The sequence below is a fragment of the Janibacter terrae NBRC 107853 genome (assembly GCF_001591405.1).
In the GTDB taxonomy this organism is placed as follows: Bacteria; Actinomycetota; Actinomycetes; order Actinomycetales; family Dermatophilaceae; genus Janibacter; species Janibacter terrae.
This window is the reverse complement of the sequence record NZ_BCUV01000002.1, coordinates 122,576-139,644: the sequence shown is the minus strand read 5'-3', so window position 1 is coordinate 139,644 and position 17,069 is coordinate 122,576. Positions and strand designations below refer to the sequence as shown.

Genomic DNA, 17,069 nt, shown 5'->3' with positions numbered 1-17,069 from the left:
GAAACGGAGGACCGCGTGCCCCGCATGCGTCTGCACAACGAGGACGTCCTCGTCATCGGCCTCGGACGATTCGGCGGTGCCGTCGCCACCGAGCTGCACCGGCTGGGCAACCGCGTCACGGCGCTCGAGCTCGACCCGTCGTTGGCGGAGAGCTACCTCGGGCGGGTCGGACGCATCGTGCAGGGCGACGCCACCTCCGTCCAGGCCATCGAGGAGATCAAGCCGCACACGTTCTCCGCCAGCGTCCTCGGGATCGGGTCCTCGATCGAGGCGAGCGTCCTCGCCGCGGTCAACCTCATCGACGGCGAGGCCCCCAAGGTGTGGGCCAAGGCGGTCAGCCCGGAGCACGCCCGGATCCTCAACCGGATCGGCGTGCACCACGTGCTCTCCCCCGAGATCGAGTCGGGCAAGCGCCTGGCCCACCTCATCGGCAGCCGCCTGATGGACTACATCGAGTTCGACGACGGCTTCGCGATCGTCAAGATGACCCCGCCGGCGGAGGCGATCGGGTTCACCCTCGAGCAGTCCGCGATCCGCAGCAAGTACGGGGTGACGGTCGTCGGCGTGAAGTCGCCCGGCCAGGACTTCACCTACGCCCGGCCGGAGACGAAGGTCCGCAGCGGCGACCTGATCATCGTCAGCGGCCCCACCACCCTCATCGAGCGGATGGCCGCACGACCCTGAGACCGCCCGTGGCACTGCACTGCAGGGCGCGGACGTGGCGAGGCGCCTCGTCCCCCTTCGTCGAAGGGGGACGAGACGCCTCGTGCGGGTCCCTCGCTCAGGCCGTGGCCGGGGCGGGGACGCTCGCGGGAGCGGTGCCCTCGTACAGCGCCTCCTCGGCCTCCGGGGTGATGCCGCGGCGGCGCTGCCACTTGGCGAGGTAGGCCACGGCGAAGGGCATCGTGAAGGCGGTCGTGACCACGGCCGCCGCGACCTGCGCGGTCGCCGTCGCCTGGATCCCGGCCAGCGACGGGTCGATCGTCGCGACGGCCAGCGGCGTGGCGATCGCGTTGCCCGCCGTCGAGGCCTCGCAGAAGCCCGCGAGGACATTGCGCGTGGGCCGGGGGTGGCGACGCAGCAGGTGCCACAGGTAGAGGCCGCCGACGGCCGCGCCGCCGGAGAGGACGACGGTCAGCAGGCCGAGCAGGACGCCGATGGCACCGGCACCGGCCAGCACCCGGAAGTCGATGCCCGCGCCCAGGGCGAAGGCGGCGAAGGGGATGATGAGCTTCTCGCCCGGCGCGAGGAAGTCCCGCGCGATCTGGCTGGTGTTGCCGAGGATGAAGCCGAGGAGCATCGGGAAGATCGCGGCGAACAGCGCCATCATCGGGAAGCTCGCCAGGCCGGCTGCGCCCATGGCGACCATGGTGAGGAAGGGCCCGTCGTTGATCGAGAGGATCGAGATGGCGCCCTTGTCGGTCTTGTTGCCGAACTGGCTGGTGAGCGCCACGTAGAGGGAGCCGTTGGAGTTGGACATGCCGGCGATGATCGCCAGCGGCAGCAGACCCCACAGGGTGCCGTCGGGCATGACCCACGCGACCCCGAGGCCGAAGACGACCGCGACGCCGTACTTGGCGAGGAGCATGACGACGCCCTTCTCGACCGAGGGCAGGGCCGCCTTGACGTTGATCTGCGAGCCGATCGACATGAAGAACAGACCGATGAGGACCGCCGCGCCCTCCTTGAACAGGGCGGTGGTGAAGGAGCCGATGCCGAGCACGTCCGGGGCGACGGTGTTGATGAGCGCGCCGAGGAACAGGGGGACGATCATCAGCGCCCCGGGGATGCGCCCGATGGCGCGCAGGAGGTTGTCCATGATGAGAACTCCGTTGTTCTGGGGATGGGATGGGGAAGGGGTGGTGCAGGAACGCGTGGGGGCGGTCAGCCCTGGTCGCCGCCGCCGACCGGCAGCACGCTGCCGGTGATGTAGGACGCCTCGTCGGAGGCGAGGAAGAGGATCGGGGCGGCCTGCTCGGCGAGGGTCCCGTAGCGACCGACATGGGTGCTGTCGACGGTCTGGTCGACGATCTGCTGGTACCACTCGTCGTCCCGGGCGCCGAGCTCGGTGTCGTTGCGCGGGACCCGGCGCGCCGGCGCCTCGGTCCCGCCGGGGGCGGTCGCGACGACGCGGACCCCCTTCGACGCGGCCTCGAAGGACAGCGAGGCGGTGAGCGCGTTGACGCCACCCTTGGCCGCGGCGTAGGGCACACGGTTGATGCTGCGCGTGGCGATCGAGGAGACGTTGACGATGACGCCGCTCCCCCGCTCGACCATCGACGGGAGCACCGCGCGGCAGCACCAGAGGGTCGGGAAGAGCGAGCGGCTGATCTCCCGCTGGATGTGCTCCGGCTCGTACTCCTCGTACGGCCGGGTCCAGATCGTCCCGCCCACGTTGTTGACGAGGACGTCGATGCGGCCGTACCGCTCGACGGCGGTCGCCAGCAGCTCCTCGGCGCCCGACCACTGCTCGAGGTCGGTCTCCAGGGAGGAGGCGGTGCCGCCGGCGGCGACGATGCGCTCGACGACCTCGGCGACGAGGGGCGAGCGGTCGACGAGGAGGACGCTCCCCCCTTCGGCAGCCGCCCGCTCGGCGACCTGCGCACCGATCCCCTGGGCGGATCCGGTGACGACGACGACCTTGCCGGCGAAACGATCCGGGCAGGTTGGACTCATGGGTGTGCTCCTGGGTGGGTGGTGCGAAGGGGGCGAGCCGGTCCGGCTGACGACCAGTACGCCATCACCGGGCGCGAGGCACCAACACTTCCGCTGGGTAATGTCCCCATGCGGAACAACCGGAGACCCTCGGGTGCCGAATAGGGCAGATTGGTTCGCCATGCGGAACAACACCATCCAGCGGCCCGTCGGGCCGCACCTGTCCTCGCTGGACTCCGGGCTGCAGGTGATGACGATGTTCAGCAGCCACCAGTCCGTCAACGTCACCCAGGTGGCCGAGCACCTGGACTGCTCGCGCTCGACGGCGTACCGGGTGCTCAACACCCTGCGCAACCGCGGCATCGTCATGCTCGGGCCGGGGGGCCGCGGGTACTACCCCGGGCCGGTCCTGGTCGACCTGGCGCGCCCCCGGGGTCTCGACCTCGTCGACCGGGTGCGCTTCCGACCCGTCATCGACAAGGCGGTCGAGCTCACCGGCGAGACGGTCCACGTCGGCGCACTCGTCGGCTCCCACATCGTCTTCTTCGACGGCAAGGAGCCGGACCGGGCGGTCCGGGCCCAGCTGACCGCGGGGTACTTCCGTCCGGCGCACGCGATCTCGGCCGGCAAGCTGCTGCTGTCCGACTACTCGGACGACCAGGTGGCCGCCCTGTTCCCGGGCGAACGACTTCCCAAGGAGACCCCGTGGACGACCGACTCGGTGTCCGCCCTCATCGCCGAGCTGCCGGCGATCCGCGAGCAGGGGTACGTCCTGAACTTCCAGCAGACGGAGGCCGGGCTGGCCGGCTGCTCGGTCCCGGTGCCCGGTCGGGGGTGGCGGGAAAGGGTCGCCCTGTGCGCCACCGTGCCGGTGAGCCGGGGCACCCGCGAGGAGCTCCTGCTCGTGCGCGACGGCCTCGTCGAGGCGGCCGCCCTCTTCCGGTGAGGGATCAGCCGCGGTCGTCGCCGAGGGCGAGGACCAGGGCGATCTCCTCCTCGCCTCCGGCATCGGAGGCGGTGCGCATGGCCCGACGCTCGTCGGTGGGACGGAACCCGAAGCTGGACGCGAAGGCCACGGCCCGACCGTTGTCGGAGCCGACCCAGTAGAAGAGCTGGCCGAAGCCGCGCTGCTCGGCGATGCGGGCGCCCTGGCTCACGAGGTTGGCCGCGACGGACTTGCCCCGCCAGGCGGGTGCGACCCAGAGGCCGAAGAGCTGCCCGGCGGTGGCGTCGTCGCCGCCGTGGGCGGTACCGAGGCTCGCGACGCCCACCAGCTCGTCGTCGACCTCTGCCACGAGGCGGACGCTGCGGGACATCCGCGTCCGCCAGAACTCCTCCGGCTCGGCCGCCTCGGTCGCGTGGTCGGCGACGAAGGCCTCAGGAGATTCCTGCAGCGCTTCCAGCCGAAGGGTGCGGTAGGTCGCCCACTCGTCCTCGGTCAGTGCGCGCACGGTGATCTCACTCATGGCGCGAGTCTCTCATCCCCGGGCCCGAATTGCCCTGCCGGGTCACGGATTGTTCACCCGGTCGACCGCAGGTCGCGGCTCATCCGCTCGCACGCCTCGTCGTCCTCGGCCCGCACCCCGTCGAAGGAGAACCCGGCCCGGGCGTACATCGCCGCGGCCCGCGGGTTGTCCGCCATGACGTGCATCAGGACCCGCGGGGCGCCCCGGCGCGCAGCCTCCGCGACGCAGGCCTCGACGAGCGCGTCGGCGACGCCGCTGCCCCGGGCGTGACCGGCGACCCACATCGCCACGATCTCGGGCTCACCCCCGGGCTGCTGGGTGTACAGGGTCGCCGCGCCGAGCGGCAGCCCGTCCCCACGGGCGGCGAGGAAGACGGGGTGGCCGAGCCGCTCACGCCACGTCGCCTCGTCGAACCCGACCTCGCGGCCGAAGCTGCTCCCGTAGGCACGCGGCTCGTCGAGCAGCATCGCGAGGCGGACGGCGCGGTGCAGCTGCCACTCGTCGGGGGTGAGGCGGCGCACGGCCCAGCCACCGACCATCAGCCGGCCCTGTCGGCGCACGCCTCCACCGCGTCGGCGAAGGCGTGCCGCACACCGTGGGCCTCGAGCCGCGCGAGCGCGGCGGCCGTCGACCCTCCGGGCGAGGTGACCGAGGCCCGCAGCAGCGCGGCCTCCTCGCCGGTCTCGACGAGCATGGCGCCGGCCCCGCGGGCGGCCTGCGCGGCGAGAGCCAGGGCGTCGGAGCGGGTCAGCCCGCGCGCGACCCCAGCGTCGACGAGCGCCTCGACCACGAGGTAGAAGTACGCCGGCGCCGAGCCGGAGAGCGCGGTCGCGACGCCCTGCTGGGACTCGGGCAGGACGAGCGTCCCGCCGGTCGGGGCGAGCAGCTCGCGGACCCGCTCGAGCTGCTCGTCGGTGACGTCGTCGGCGGGGCTGAGCACGGTCATCCCCTGCCCGACCCGGGCCGGGGTGTTGGGCATCCCGCGGATCGCGGCGACGCCGCTCGGCAGGGCCGCGGCCAGGTCGGCGAGCGACACGCCGAGGGCCAGGCTGAGCACGATCGAGCCGGGACGAAGGGAGGGCGCCAGCTCCTGCAGCAGCGCGGGCACGGAGTACGGCTTGACGACGACGAGGTGCACGTCGGCACGGCCGGCGGCGGTCGTCGCGTCGACCACCTCGACGCCACGGTCGGCGTACGCCACCCGCAGCTCCTCGGCACGGGGGGCGTGACCCTCGACGGCGAGGACCTCCCCTTCGCCCGCGAGGGCCTCGAGGATCGCGCCGCCCATGGCGCCGACTCCGTAGATCGCGACTGTCATCCGTGTACTCCTAGCGGTGGTCAGGTCCGGTTGGTGAGCGTCTCGACGAGCCGGCGCAGGCCGTAGGGCCGGCGCGCGAGGTCGTGCAGGTACTCCATCCACATCGGACCGTAGGGCACGAGCACGCGCACGCGGTGCCCGGCGTCGGCGGTGCGCAGCTGCAGGTCGGGGTCGGCGCCGAGGAAGAACTGGTACTCCAGCCCCTCAGGGCCCCGGCCGGACTGGTCGGCGAGTCCGTCGGCCAGGTCGAGCAGTACCGGCTCGTGGGTGGCCACGACGGTCGGCACACCGCTGCCGAGCAGCGTGGCGAGGCACCGGGCGAACGCGAGGTTGACCTCGTGCTGGTCCTGCCACGCGACGGCGCGGGGCTCGCCGGCGCCACCGCGCACGAGGCGGACCCGGGCCCCGGCGGTCGCGAGCGTCGCCGCGTCGCGCTCGGAGCGGTGCCGGCGCGCGACGAGCGAGGTGGTGAGGCGCGGGTGGGCCGGGCGGATGGCGGCGACGAGCTCGAGCAGGTCGTCGACGACGTCGTGCGGGCCGGACCGCAGCGTGATGTCGACCTTGCGGTCGTCGCCGACGGCGCAGATGCGGGCGAGGGCGGCGGCGGCACGGCCGGCGTCGAGCGCGAGGCCCAGCTGCTCGGGTGCGAGGTACAGCTCGGAGCGGTAGTCGCCGCCGGAGGTCGCCGGCGCCATCTGCTCGATCGCCGTGACCGCCTCGGCGACGGTCGCCTCGACCCCCGCCGGGTCGGTGGCCGCCGGCAGGAGCGGGTGGAGCGCAGCCATGCGGTTGGTGCGGCGCAACCACGACGCGACCCCCACGGCGTCGTCGACGCCCTCCCCCGCGACGAACCGGTCACGGGCGGAGTCGATGAGCCGCGAGCCGGCGACCCGGTCCCGGTGCCCCTCGGACAGCAGGGTGTCGAGGACCCGGGTACGCACCCGGTCGGGGTGCCAGGAGATCACTCGGTCTCCTCCGGGGTGTGCAGGCGGTAGGCGTCGGGGACGATGCGCCACGTGCGCGACCGGGCGGGGCCGAGGTGCTCGCCGTCGGAGTTGGCGGCGACCTGGTGGTTGACGCCGGTCACGGTCACCGTCTCGCGCGCCCGCACGTTGACGACGTCGTCGAGGCGGGTGTGCGTCCCGCTGCTGAGGTGCAAGGCGTAGCGCAGCCGCTTGAGGGGGGCGACGGCGTAGGAGATGACGACCTCGGCCGCCCCGTCCCCCGGGCGTGCGTCGGGGGCGATGCGGGTCCCACCGCCGACGCTCTGGCCGATGGTCACCGCGACCTGCAGCACCCGCCGGGACGGGTCACCGACGGTCTCCCCGTCGACGACGACCTCGAGGTGGCGTCCCTGCTGGCCGAACCCGGCGGCGATCCCCCCGACCACGTAGCCGAGGACACCGAGGTGCACCTTGCCGAGACGCTCCTTCCACGGGGCAGCGATGCGTCCGGCCTCCTCCCCCACGCCGATGTGCACGGCGTTGGCGACGAGCATCCCTTCGTCGTCGACGAGGACGTCGACGGGGCGGGCGGGCTGGTCCAGCACGACCCGGGCGGCGAGCGCCGGGTCGTTGGGCAGCTCGACCGTGCGGGCGAAGTCGTTGCCCGTCCCCATCGGCAGCAGGCCGACGGTCGGCGGGTCCTCCCCGAGGTCGCCGAGGCGGCAGAGGGCGGTGTTGAAGGCGTTGAGCGAGCCGTCGCCGCCGGCGATGACCACCTCGCGGCCGTCGCGCTCGGCGAGGGCGTCGACGAGGTCCTCGACGGACTCGGTCTCGACCACCCGCACGTCCGCCTCCTCGCGCAGCACCTCGAGCGCGGCGTCGCGGCGCTCGCGGTCCGAGGTCCCCGCTGCGGCATTGGCGATGAAGAGCAGGCGTCTCACGATCGCCAGCCTACGGTCAGGGGCGGCTCATGGTGTCCGTCGGCGCAGGGTGAGACTGCCGAGCACCAGCGCGACGACGATCCACACCCCGATGACGAGCAGCGGGACGACGAGGTCGTCGAACGGGGCGGCCTGACGGGCGACCGACGACGCGGCGTCGACGACATGGGACAGGGGCAGCACGTCGGAGAGCAGCTCGAGGGGCCGGGGCAGGCGGTCGCGCGGCACGAGCAGGCCGCACAGGAGGAACTGCGGCAGCACCGTGGCCGGCATGAGCTGCACCGCCTGGAACTCGGTCCGCGCGAAGGCCGAGGCCAGCAGCCCGAGGGAGGTGCCGAGCACCCCGCTGCCGACGACGACGAGGACGAGCCAGGCCGACGAGGCCGTGGTGTCGAGCCCGTACAGCCACACCGAGACGGACGTGACGACGACACCCTGCACGACGGCGAGCAGCCCGAAGGCCAGCGCGTAGCCCACGACGAGGTCGCCCTTGCCGAGCGGCGTGGTGAGGAGCCGCTCGAGGGTCCCGCTCGTGCGCTCCCGCAGGGTCGCGACGCTGGTGACGACGAACATGATGACGAAGGGGAAGACCGTCAGGAGCGCGGGTCCGACCCGCTCGAAGAGCGGTCCGTCGACGTAGATCCAGGCGAGCAGACCCATGAGCACGACCGGCATGGCGAGGAGCAGGGCGAGCGTGCGGTGGTCCCGGGCCACCTGCCGCAGCACCCGGGCGGCGGTGAGGAGGGTGCGCCGGGGGTTCATGCCGCGTCCGCCTCCACGAGGGCGAGGAAGGCGCCCTCCGTGTCGGCGGCACCGGTCAGCTCGAGGAGGTGACGCGGGGTGTCGTCGGCGAGGACCTCCCCTTCGCGCAGCAGGACGAGGCGGTCGCAGCGGGAGGCCTCGTCCATGACGTGGCTCGACACGAGCAGGGTGACGCCGTCGGCGGCGAGGCGGCGGAAGAGGTCCCACAGGTCACGGCGCAGGACCGGGTCGAGGCCGACGGTCGGCTCGTCGAGGACGAGCACGTCGGGGGTCCCCACGAGCGCCGCGGCGAGGCTGGCGCGGCTGAGCTCTCCGCCGGAGAACGTGTCGGCGCGCGAGTCCGCGTGGGGGCCGAGGTCGACCCGCTCGATCACCGCGGCGCACGCCCGGCCGAGGTCCGGGACGCCGAGGAGGGCGCCGAAGTGCGCGACGTTCTCGCGCACGGTCAGGTCGCCGTAGATGCTCGGCGCCTGGGTGACGTAACCGACCCGGTGGCGCAGGTCGCGGTGCCCGGCCGGCAGCCCGAGGACCTCGATGCGCCCCGAGTCGACCTGCTGGACGCCGACGACCGCGCGCATGACCGTGGACTTGCCGCCACCGCTCGGTCCGAGGAGCCCGACGACCTGCCCCTCGGGGACGTGCAGGTCGAGGCCGGGGATGACGAGGCGGCCGCCCCGCGTGACCCGGAGGTCGGTGATCTCGATCGCTGAATTCACCATGTGATGAATTCTGGACCTCGTCGCGAGTGCGGAGCAACCCCCTTCGCCCCGCTCTGCGCCGAACGGCCCCCGGACCCCGCATTCCCCTAGGGCAATGCAGACGAGCGGTCGCCCGAGGGTGCATTGCCCTAGGGGAATGCGGACTCAGGTCGGGGGTGCGAGGAGGCGCTGGACGGCGGGGCCGACGGCGGCGACGAGGTCCTCCGGGTCGGCCTCGACCATCGCCGGCAGCCGGACGACGTAGCGCAGCATCCCGAGGCCGACCATCTGCGCACCGACGGCGGCGACCGCGAGCTCGTCGACCTCCTCGCCGTCGGCGAAGTGGGCAGCGATGCGGACGAAGACGGTGCGCACGACGAAGTCCTGCAGCAACCGGGCCGCTCCCTCGTGAGTCGCGACCGCGCCGATCATCGCCTGGAAGCGCGCCCGCCCCTGGGGGCTGTCCCAGACCGCGAGGAAGGTGCGCACGATGCGTTCCCCCGCGCCCTCGCGCGGGCCCTCGACCGCGGCGACGATCTCGTCCTCGAAGCCCGGCGGGACCCCGACGACCTCGGCGAAGAGGCTGGCCTTGCCGGCGAAGTAGTGGTGGACGAGTGCCGGGTCGACCTCCGCCTCACGGGCCACGGCGCGCACGGAGGTGCCGTCGAACCCCTTCGTCGCGAAGAGACCGCGCGCCGCGACGAGGATGTCGGCCCGGGTGTCGCGCTCGCCGGGGCGCCGGCCGCGTGCCATCAGGACGCCGGGTCGTCGACGTCCGCGACCGGTTCGTCGCCTGCCTGGCCGAGATGACGACGCGCGAAGTCCAACGACTCGCGCAGGTCGGCCTCGCGCTCGCGCGGCCGCTTGCGGGTGCCGACCTCCAGCACCACCGACCCGGCGAAGTCGCTCCCGGCGACATGGGCGAGGACCTCGGCACACGGCTGGGACCCCCGGCCCGGGACGAGGTGGTCGTCCTTGTGCGTCGTGGGCAGCCCGTCGGCGAGGTGGACGTGCGAGAGCCGGCTGCCGAGGTCGGTGACCATCTGCATCGCGTCGCTGCCGGCCGTCGCGGTGTGCGACAGGTCGATCGTCACGTGGTCGTAGGGCTGGGCCACCGGGTCCCAGTGCGGCAGGTAGGCCTGCACCTGCCGGCCGCGGGCCGCCCAGGGGAACATGTTCTCCACCGCCAGGACGATGCCGCTGTCGTGCTCGCGCTCCGCGACGCCGTCGGCGAAGGTGCGGGCGTACTCCTTCTGCCAGCGGAAGGGCGGGTGGAGCACGACCGTCGGCGCGCCCACCTCGTGCGCGAGCTCGATCGACCCGTCGACCTTGCCCCACGGGTCCGGTCCGAGGACGCGCTGGGTGAGCAGCAGCGTCGGTGCGTGGATCGAGACGATGTCGAGGCCGTGGTGGTCGGCGAGGGCGCGCAGGGCACGGGAGTTCTGGGAGATCGGGTCGGTCCACACCATGATCTCGACGCCGTCGTAGCCGAGGGTCGCCGCGATCTCGAAGGCCGCCGCCGCCCCCTCGGGGTACACCGAGGCCGAGGACAGGGCCACGGGGACGTGGCGCAGAGCAGGCATGGATACGAGCGTAGACCCCGGCCGGGATCAGCTCATGAGGTCGAGGTAGCGCAGGAGCACGCCCTCGCGCAGCGCCCACGGGCAGATCTTCAGCTCCTGCACCCCGAGGAGGTCCATCGCGGCCTCGGCGACGATGCCACCGGCGAGCAGCTGGTGGGCGCGCGAGGAGGACACCCCGGGCAGCTCGACCCGCTCGTGGGCGGTCATCGGGGTGATCCGCGCGATGGTCGAGGTGACATCGGCCAGCCGCAGCCGCCGGGGGACGTAGGGACCGTCGGCGCTCGGCGCGGCGCCGGCCACGCGCGCGAGCGAGCGCATCGTCTTGCTCGTGCCGAGCACCGTGTCGGGGGCACTCGCCTTGGCGTAGGGCCGGATCTCCTTGGCGAGCGTGGCCCGCACGTGGCGCCGCGCCTCCTTGATCTCCCTCGCCGTCGGGGGGTCGCCGGCGAGCAGCTCGCGGGTCACCCGGCCGGCGCCGAGCATCAGGGACTTGGCGATGTCGGGGTCCTCGTCGTCGCCGAGGGTCAGCTCGAGCGAGCCGCCGCCGATGTCGATGACGAGCAGCTTGCCCGCGGACCAGCCGGCCCAGCGGCGGGCGGCGAGGAAGGTCAGCCGCGCCTCGTCCTCACCGCTCAGGACGCGCAGGTCGACCCCGGTCTCCGCGCGGACCCGGGCGAGCACCTGCTCGCCGTTGGGGGCCTCGCGGACCGCGCTCGTGGCGAAGGCGAGGATCTCCTCGGCGCCCTGGTTCTCCGCGACCTCGAGGCACTCGGCGACGAAGCGCGCGAGGTCACGGGCGCCGGTCTCGTCGATGCAGCCCTCGTCGTCGACGTGCTCGGAGAGCCGCAGCAGGATCTTGTGGGAGGTCGCCGGGATGGGCGCCGCACCGTGGTGGGCGTCCACGATCAGCAGGTGGACGGTGTTGGAACCGACGTCGATGACACCAAGGCGCACGGGGCAACAGTAGACGCACGCCGTCGTCCGGCCGCACGGGCAGCGACATAGGCTGGCGGGCGTGAGTGACGAGACCCCGCAGCACGCGGGCGAGACCGGCCTGCAGGTGGCCCGCACGTGGGTCGAGTTCGAGGACCCGGCGGACGACGGCCAGCGCTTCCGCTGCGACCTGACCTGGCTCACGTCGAGGTGGACGTGCGTCTTCGGCTCCGGCTGCCACGGCATCGACGCGGACAAGCCGGACTTCGGCTGCTGCGTCCTCGGCGCGCACTTCACTGACAAGGACGACGTCGCGCGCGTCAAGGCGGTCGTCGACGAGCTCGGCGAGGACGAGTGGGAGCTGCACCCCGGCTCCACCCGCAGGTCCGCGTGGACGGAGAAGGAGGACGGCGACCTCAAGACCAAGGTCGTCGACGGCGCCTGCATCTTCCTGAACCGCCCGGGCTTCCCCGCCGGCGCCGGCTGCGCCCTCCACCAGCACGCGGTGCTCACCGGGGTCGAGCCGCACACGGTCAAGCCCGACGTGTGCTGGCAGCTGCCGATCCGCCGCACCTACCGCACCGTCGAGCTGCCGGACCAGAGCAGCTACCTCGAGGTCAGCATCGGCGAGTACGACCGCCGCGGGTGGGGGCCCGGCGGGCACGATCTCGACTGGTACTGCTCGGGCAGCCCCGACGCGCACGTCGCCGCCGACCCCGTCTACGTCACCGAGGGTCCCGGGCTCGTCGAGCTCATGGGCCAGGAGGGCTACGACGAGCTCGCCGCCCGCTGCGAGGCCCACCTCGCCCTCGTCGAGGCGGCCACGACGACGAAGGGGAGGTCCCGCCCTTCGCCCTCCGGCCGGGCGCTGCTGCCGCTCCTCGTCCACCCCGCCACGCTCGCCGCTCGAGAGGCCTGACCATGTCCCCCTTCGTCACGGCCGACACCGTGCGGGCCGAGCTCGGCCCGCTGCTCGGGGAGGGGGTCCTCGCCACCGACCCGGACGTGGTCGCCGGGCACTCGCGGGACCAGGCCCTGTGGTGCCCCGGCGAGGGCGCCGTCGCGCTCGTCCGGGCCCGGACGGTGTCGGACGTGCAGGAGACGATGCGCTTCGCGACCCGCCACCGTGTGCCGGTCGTGCCGCAGGGCGCACGCACGGGCCTGTCCGGCGGCGCCAACGCCGTGCCCGGCTGCCTGCTGCTCTCGCTCGAGCGGATGACGCGGGTGCTCGACGTCGACACCTCCGAGCGCACGGTCACCGTGGAGCCGGGGATCATCAACCAGGACCTCAAGGACGCGCTCGCCCCCCACGGACTGTCCTACCCGCCGGACCCGGGGTCGGTCGCGATCTCGTCGATCGGCGGCAACGTCGCGACCGACGCCGGTGGCCTGTGCTGCGTCAAGTACGGGGTGACCCGTGACTACGTGCGGCAGCTGAGGGTCGTGCTCGCGGACGGCACCCTGACGACGATCGGCACGACGACGACGAAGGGGGTTGCCGGGCTCGACCTGCGCGGTCTCTTCGTCGGGTCGGAGGGGACGCTCGGCGTGGTCGTCGAGGTCACGCTGCGCCTCGTGCCGGTGCTGCCGGAAGCGCTCACTGCGGTGGCGACCTTCGCGGACGTGCGGCACGCCGCGGCGACCGTTGCGGACCTCATGGCCTCGGGCGCCCAGCCCTCCCTCGTGGAGTCGATGGACCGCACGACGCTGCGGATGATCAACGCCTACCGCGACGTCGGGCTCGACGACGGGGCCGGGGCGATGCTGCTCGTGCAGTCCGACGGGAGCGGCAGCCCGGACGCGGCCCGGGCGGAGGTGGAGGCCTTCGCCGGCTTCGCCGAGGCGCACGAGGCGATCGACGTCGTCCTCTCCGAGGACCCCACGGACAGCGCGGCGCTCGTCGCCGCCCGCCGCATGGCGCAGCCCGCGTACGAGCACCACGCCCAGACCCACGGCGGCGGGCAGCTGCTCGACGACGTCTGCCTGCCGCGGCACCGGCTGCCCGAGTTCTACGACCGGCTCGACGAGATCGCCGCCGAGTCCGGTCTGACGATCGCCGTCGTCGCGCACGCGGGTGACGGCAACACCCACCCGTCGATCTTCTTCGACGCCTCCGACCCCGCGGACGTGGCGCGCGCCGACGCCGCCTTCGACCGGATCATGGAGGTCGGGCTCGCGCTCGGCGGCACGATCACCGGCGAGCACGGTGTCGGCTACCTCAAGCGGCAGTGGCTGGCGCGCGAGCTCGACGAGGGCAGCCGGCGGGTGCACCGCGCGGTCAAGGCGGCGCTCGACCCGCTGGGGATCCTCAACCCGGGCAAGATGCTCGACGCGCTGTGAGCGCGAGGCTGTCGGACCCGCCACGTAGGTTCTGACCCATGGCGACGAAGAAGGGCGGACCGAGCTACCGCTGCAGCGAGTGCGGCTGGACGAGCGTCAAGTGGGTCGGCCGCTGCGGCGAGTGCCAGGCCTGGGGCACCATCGAGGAGATCGGCGGGGTCACCGCCCGGACCACCGCGGCTCCCTTCGTCGAGCGACCGGCCGTCCCGATCCGTGAGGTCGACGGCGCGCAGGCGACCCATCGCAGCACGGGGGTCCCGGAGTTCGACCGGGTCCTCGGCGGCGGGCTCGTGCCCGGGTCGGTCGTCCTCGTCGCCGGCGAGCCCGGCATCGGCAAGTCGACGCTGCTCCTGGACGTGGCTGCCCGCGTCGGTGAGGCCTCGCGGGTGCTCTACGTCTCCGGGGAGGAGTCGGCCGCCCAGGTGCGGGGCCGGGCCGAGCGCATCGACGCCGTGACCGACGGCCTCTACCTCGCGGCCGAGACCGACCTCGCGAGCGTCCTCGCCCAGATCGCCCAGGTGAAGCCCGACCTCGTCGTCGTCGACTCGGTGCAGACCGTCGCCTCGAGCGAGGTCGACGGCGCCCCGGGCAATGTCGGCCAGGTCCGCGAGGTCGCCGGTGCGCTCATCAAGGCCGCCAAGAGCGGCGGGTTCGCGATGCTCCTCGTCGGCCACGTGACCAAGGACGGGTCGATCGCCGGCCCGCGCGTCCTCGAGCACCTCGTCGACGTCGTCGTCGCCTTCGACGGCGACCGCCACACGCGCCTGCGCATGGTGCGCGCGGTCAAGAACCGTTTCGGGCCGACCGACGAGGTCGGGTGCTTCGACCTCTCCGACGTGGGCATCGTCGGCCTGAGCGACCCGAGCGGCCTCTTCCTCTCCAGCCGCCACATCAACGTCCCGGGCACGTGCGCCACCGTGACGCTCGAAGGGAGGCGACCGCTCGTCGTCGAGGTCCAGGCGCTCGTCGCGCCGTCGGCGATCCCCACGCCGCGACGGGCCAACGTCGGTCTCGACAGCGGGCGCCTGTCCATGGTCATCGCCGTCCTGGACAAGCGCGCCGGCGCCCCGATCGGCAACCAGGACACCTACGTCTCGACGGTCGGCGGTGTGAAGATCACCGAGCCGTCCAGCGACCTCGCGGTTGCCGTCGCGATCGCGAGCGCCGTCCTGGACGAGCCGGTCCCCCACGACCTCCTCGCCCTCGGCGAGGTGGGCCTGAGCGGCGAGGTGCGGCCGGCCGTCGGGGTCTCCCGGCGGCTCACCGAGGCCGCGCGGCTGGGCTTCCGCACGGCGCTCGTGCCGAAGGGGGTGCTCGCGGACGCGGCCGCCCCGAGCGGCATGGACGTCGTCGAGGTGCCCGACGTGGCCTCGGCGATCGCGCAGATGCGACGTCGCCGCCCGCCGCCGGGCCGTCACCTGCGCTCCACCACCTAGACTCACCCTCGTGCCAGAGCCCGACGACGAACTCTTCCGGACGACCCTCGCCGCGGTCGCGCCGGGCACGGTGCTGCGCGACGGGCTCGAGCGCATCCTGCGGGGCAACACCGGGGCCCTCGTGGTGCTCGGCCACGACAAGCTCGTCGAGTCGCTGAGCACCGGCGGGTTCGACATCAACATCGAGTTCTCCGCGACCCGCCTGCGCGAGCTGGCCAAGATGGACGGCGCCGTCGTCGTCGACGGCTCGGTCTCGCGGATCATCAAGGCCGCCGTCCAGCTCGTGCCCGACCCGAGCATCGAGACGCTCGAGAGCGGCACCCGCCACCGCACCGCCGAGCGGGTCGCGCGACAGACCGGCTACCCCGTCGTCTCGGTCAGCCAGTCGATGCACATCATCGCGCTCTACGTCGACGGCCGCCGCCACGTGCTGCGGACCACGCCCGAGCTCGTCTCCCAGGCCAACCAGGCCATGCAGACCCTCGAGCGCTACACCAACCGGCTCAACGAGGTGACCGGGTCGCTCTCCGCCCTGGAGATCGAGGACCTCGTCACCGTGCGCGACGTGGCCGTCGTCCTGCAGCGGCTCGAGATGGTCCGCCGCATCCACGCCGAGATCGCCGAGTACGTGCTCGAGCTTGGCGTCGACGGGCGCCTGCTCACGCTCCAGCTCGAGGAGCTGACCGCCGGTCTCGACGACGACCTGCACGCGGTGATCCTCGACTACCTCGACCCCGAGGGGCCGGTCGCCTCGAGCCAGAGCGTCCTCGACAACCTCTCGGCCCTGGACGCCACCGAGCTGCTCGACCTCGGGCACGTCGCCAAGTCCCTCGGGTTCCCCATCGTCGGCGAGTCCCTCGACGCCTCGGTGAGCCCGCGCGGCCTGCGCATCCTCGGCAAGATCCCGCGCCTGCCGGGCGCGATCGTCGAGCGTCTCGTCGGGCAGTTCGGCTCGCTGCAGCGCCTGCTCGCCGCCGGCATCGACGACCTGATGACCGTCGACGGCGTCGGCGAGCTGCGCGCCCGCACCGTGCGCGAGGGGCTGTCGCGCCTGGCCGAGTCCTCGATCCTCGAGCGCTACGTCTGAGATGCAGGGGTGAGTGCTGCCTCGTCCCCGGCCGCGAGCGCTCAGCTCCACGCGCCGGTCCTCGCGTGGTTCGAGCGCGTGGGGCGCGACCTGCCGTGGCGTGACCCCGGTTGCTCGGCGTGGGGGGTCTACCTCTCCGAGGTGATGTCGCAGCAGACCCCCGTCGCCCGGGTGCAGCCGGTGTGGGAGCGGTGGCTCGAGCGCTGGCCCACCCCCGCCGACCTCGCCGCGGACTCCCCCGGCGAGGCGGTGCGCATGTGGGACCGGCTCGGCTACCCGCGGCGCGCGCTGCGGCTGTGGGAGTCGGCGCGCGTCATGGTCGAGCAGCACGAAGGGGAGGTCCCCCGCGACCACGAGGACCTCCTGGCGCTGCCGGGCGTCGGGCCGTACACGGCCGCGGCCGTGGCGTCCTTCGCCTTCGGCGACCCGCGCACGGTCGTCGACACCAACGTCCGGCGGGTGCTCGCCCGCACGGTGAGCGGCACCCAGTACCCGGCCCCGGCGCTCACCGCCGCCGAGATGCGCCTCGCCGAGGCGTCGATGCCCGCGGACCGTGACGACGCCAACGCCTGGAATGCCGCGTCGATGGAGCTCGGCGCGCTCGTGTGCACCGCGCGGGCGCCGCGCTGCGAGGAGTGCCCCGTCGCGCACCTGTGCGCGTGGCAGCTCGACGGCCGCCCCGAGCACGCGGGGCCGCCGCGACGCGGGCAGGCCTGGCACGGGACGGACCGCCAGGTGCGCGGACGGGTCGTGCAGCTGCTGCGGGAGTCGGCCGACCCCCTTCGCCGCTCCGATCTCGACGCGGCCTGGCCGCAGGACCCGGCCAAGGTCGAGCGCTGCCTCGCCGGCCTCGTCGACGACGGTCTCATCGAGCCGGTCGAGGGCGGCTTCGCCCTGCCCCGCTAG

Annotated in this window: 19 protein-coding genes; 7 read left to right on the top strand and 12 right to left on the bottom strand. The window is 73.3% G+C overall.

Annotated elements, in window-relative coordinates; genetic code table 11:
* The first annotated feature begins 15 nt into the window (after positions 1 to 15).
* A complete protein-coding gene (locus JT1_RS00725; RefSeq protein WP_255218216.1) occupies positions 16 to 684 on the top strand; it encodes a potassium channel family protein in 669 nt (222 codons plus the stop codon).
* 97 nt (positions 685 to 781) lie between these two features.
* Here JT1_RS00725 and JT1_RS00720 read toward each other — a convergent pair whose 3' ends face one another.
* Together JT1_RS00720 and JT1_RS00715 are read right to left on the bottom strand one after the other, a co-directional pair.
* Positions 782 to 1,819, bottom strand: a complete 1,038-nt coding sequence (locus tag JT1_RS00720) for a 2-keto-3-deoxygluconate permease (protein WP_068321474.1) — start codon at positions 1,817 to 1,819, stop codon at positions 782 to 784.
* 65 nt (positions 1,820 to 1,884) lie between these two features.
* Positions 1,885 to 2,676 (bottom strand): 1,6-dihydroxycyclohexa-2,4-diene-1-carboxylate dehydrogenase, encoded by a 792-nt coding sequence (locus JT1_RS00715; RefSeq protein ID WP_068321471.1) that lies wholly within the window; start codon positions 2,674 to 2,676, stop codon positions 1,885 to 1,887.
* A 160-nt stretch (positions 2,677 to 2,836) separates the two neighbouring features.
* Between JT1_RS00715 and JT1_RS00710 the strand changes: the two genes are divergently transcribed.
* The gene (locus tag JT1_RS00710; protein WP_068321468.1) at positions 2,837 to 3,601 is read left to right on the top strand and encodes an IclR family transcriptional regulator; all 765 of its coding nucleotides are present in this window, start codon (positions 2,837 to 2,839) and stop codon (positions 3,599 to 3,601) included.
* Between the two features lie 4 nt (positions 3,602 to 3,605).
* On the opposite strand, the gene JT1_RS00705 is transcribed toward JT1_RS00710, so the two are convergent.
* From JT1_RS00705 to JT1_RS00660, 10 genes are all read right to left on the bottom strand, one after another.
* On the bottom strand, positions 3,606 to 4,121 hold the full coding sequence (locus JT1_RS00705; RefSeq protein ID WP_068321465.1) for a GNAT family N-acetyltransferase: 516 nt from the start codon (positions 4,119 to 4,121) through the stop codon (positions 3,606 to 3,608).
* Positions 4,122 to 4,174: 53 nt separating this feature from the next.
* On the bottom strand, positions 4,175 to 4,681 hold the full coding sequence (locus JT1_RS00700) for a GNAT family N-acetyltransferase (protein WP_068321462.1): 507 nt from the start codon (positions 4,679 to 4,681) through the stop codon (positions 4,175 to 4,177).
* Positions 4,660 to 5,439 (bottom strand): pyrroline-5-carboxylate reductase, encoded by a 780-nt coding sequence (gene proC, locus JT1_RS00695; RefSeq protein WP_068321459.1) that lies wholly within the window; start codon positions 5,437 to 5,439, stop codon positions 4,660 to 4,662. The genes JT1_RS00700 and proC overlap by 22 nt, the downstream gene beginning before the upstream one ends.
* A 20-nt stretch (positions 5,440 to 5,459) precedes the next feature.
* Positions 5,460 to 6,404, bottom strand: coding sequence for a proline dehydrogenase family protein (locus tag JT1_RS00690; protein ID WP_068321455.1), 945 nt, complete (start codon positions 6,402 to 6,404; stop codon positions 5,460 to 5,462).
* Positions 6,401 to 7,324: a diacylglycerol/lipid kinase family protein gene (locus tag JT1_RS00685; protein WP_218005542.1), complete on the bottom strand. Its 924-nt coding sequence runs from the start codon at positions 7,322 to 7,324 to the stop codon at positions 6,401 to 6,403. The genes JT1_RS00690 and JT1_RS00685 overlap by 4 nt, the downstream gene beginning before the upstream one ends.
* A 27-nt stretch (positions 7,325 to 7,351) precedes the next feature.
* Entirely contained in the window at positions 7,352 to 8,086 is a 735-nt protein-coding gene (locus JT1_RS00680) for an ABC transporter permease (protein ID WP_068321452.1), read from the bottom strand.
* The gene (locus JT1_RS00675; protein WP_068321449.1) at positions 8,083 to 8,805 is read right to left on the bottom strand and encodes an ABC transporter ATP-binding protein; all 723 of its coding nucleotides are present in this window, start codon (positions 8,803 to 8,805) and stop codon (positions 8,083 to 8,085) included. The genes JT1_RS00680 and JT1_RS00675 overlap by 4 nt, the downstream gene beginning before the upstream one ends.
* Before the next feature lie 144 nt (positions 8,806 to 8,949).
* A complete protein-coding gene (locus tag JT1_RS00670) occupies positions 8,950 to 9,537 on the bottom strand; it encodes a TetR/AcrR family transcriptional regulator (protein ID WP_068321446.1) in 588 nt (195 codons plus the stop codon).
* A complete protein-coding gene (locus JT1_RS00665; RefSeq protein WP_068321443.1) occupies positions 9,537 to 10,367 on the bottom strand; it encodes a sugar phosphate isomerase/epimerase family protein in 831 nt (276 codons plus the stop codon). The genes JT1_RS00670 and JT1_RS00665 overlap by 1 nt, the downstream gene beginning before the upstream one ends.
* A gap of 27 nt (positions 10,368 to 10,394) precedes the next feature.
* Positions 10,395 to 11,321: a Ppx/GppA family phosphatase gene (locus JT1_RS00660; protein ID WP_068321439.1), complete on the bottom strand. Its 927-nt coding sequence runs from the start codon at positions 11,319 to 11,321 to the stop codon at positions 10,395 to 10,397.
* A gap of 61 nt (positions 11,322 to 11,382) precedes the next feature.
* On the opposite strand from JT1_RS00660, the gene JT1_RS00655 reads away from it, so the two are divergent.
* From JT1_RS00655 to JT1_RS00635, 5 genes are read left to right on the top strand one after another with little or no spacing between them, the layout of a single operon-like run.
* Positions 11,383 to 12,219, top strand: coding sequence for a DUF3109 family protein (locus JT1_RS00655; RefSeq protein WP_068321436.1), 837 nt, complete (start codon positions 11,383 to 11,385; stop codon positions 12,217 to 12,219).
* Between the two features lie 2 nt (positions 12,220 to 12,221).
* Complete coding sequence (locus JT1_RS00650; RefSeq protein WP_068321434.1) at positions 12,222 to 13,640, top strand: FAD-binding oxidoreductase; 1,419 nt, start codon at positions 12,222 to 12,224, stop codon at positions 13,638 to 13,640.
* Positions 13,641 to 13,678: 38 nt separating this feature from the next.
* The gene (gene radA, locus JT1_RS00645; protein ID WP_068321431.1) at positions 13,679 to 15,076 is read left to right on the top strand and encodes a DNA repair protein RadA; all 1,398 of its coding nucleotides are present in this window, start codon (positions 13,679 to 13,681) and stop codon (positions 15,074 to 15,076) included.
* Positions 15,077 to 15,086: 10 nt separating this feature from the next.
* Positions 15,087 to 16,163 (top strand): DNA integrity scanning diadenylate cyclase DisA, encoded by a 1,077-nt coding sequence (gene disA, locus JT1_RS00640; RefSeq protein ID WP_068321428.1) that lies wholly within the window; start codon positions 15,087 to 15,089, stop codon positions 16,161 to 16,163.
* Positions 16,164 to 16,172: 9 nt separating this feature from the next.
* Positions 16,173 to 17,069, top strand: coding sequence for an iron-sulfur binding domain-containing protein (locus JT1_RS00635; RefSeq protein WP_068321425.1), 897 nt, complete (start codon positions 16,173 to 16,175; stop codon positions 17,067 to 17,069).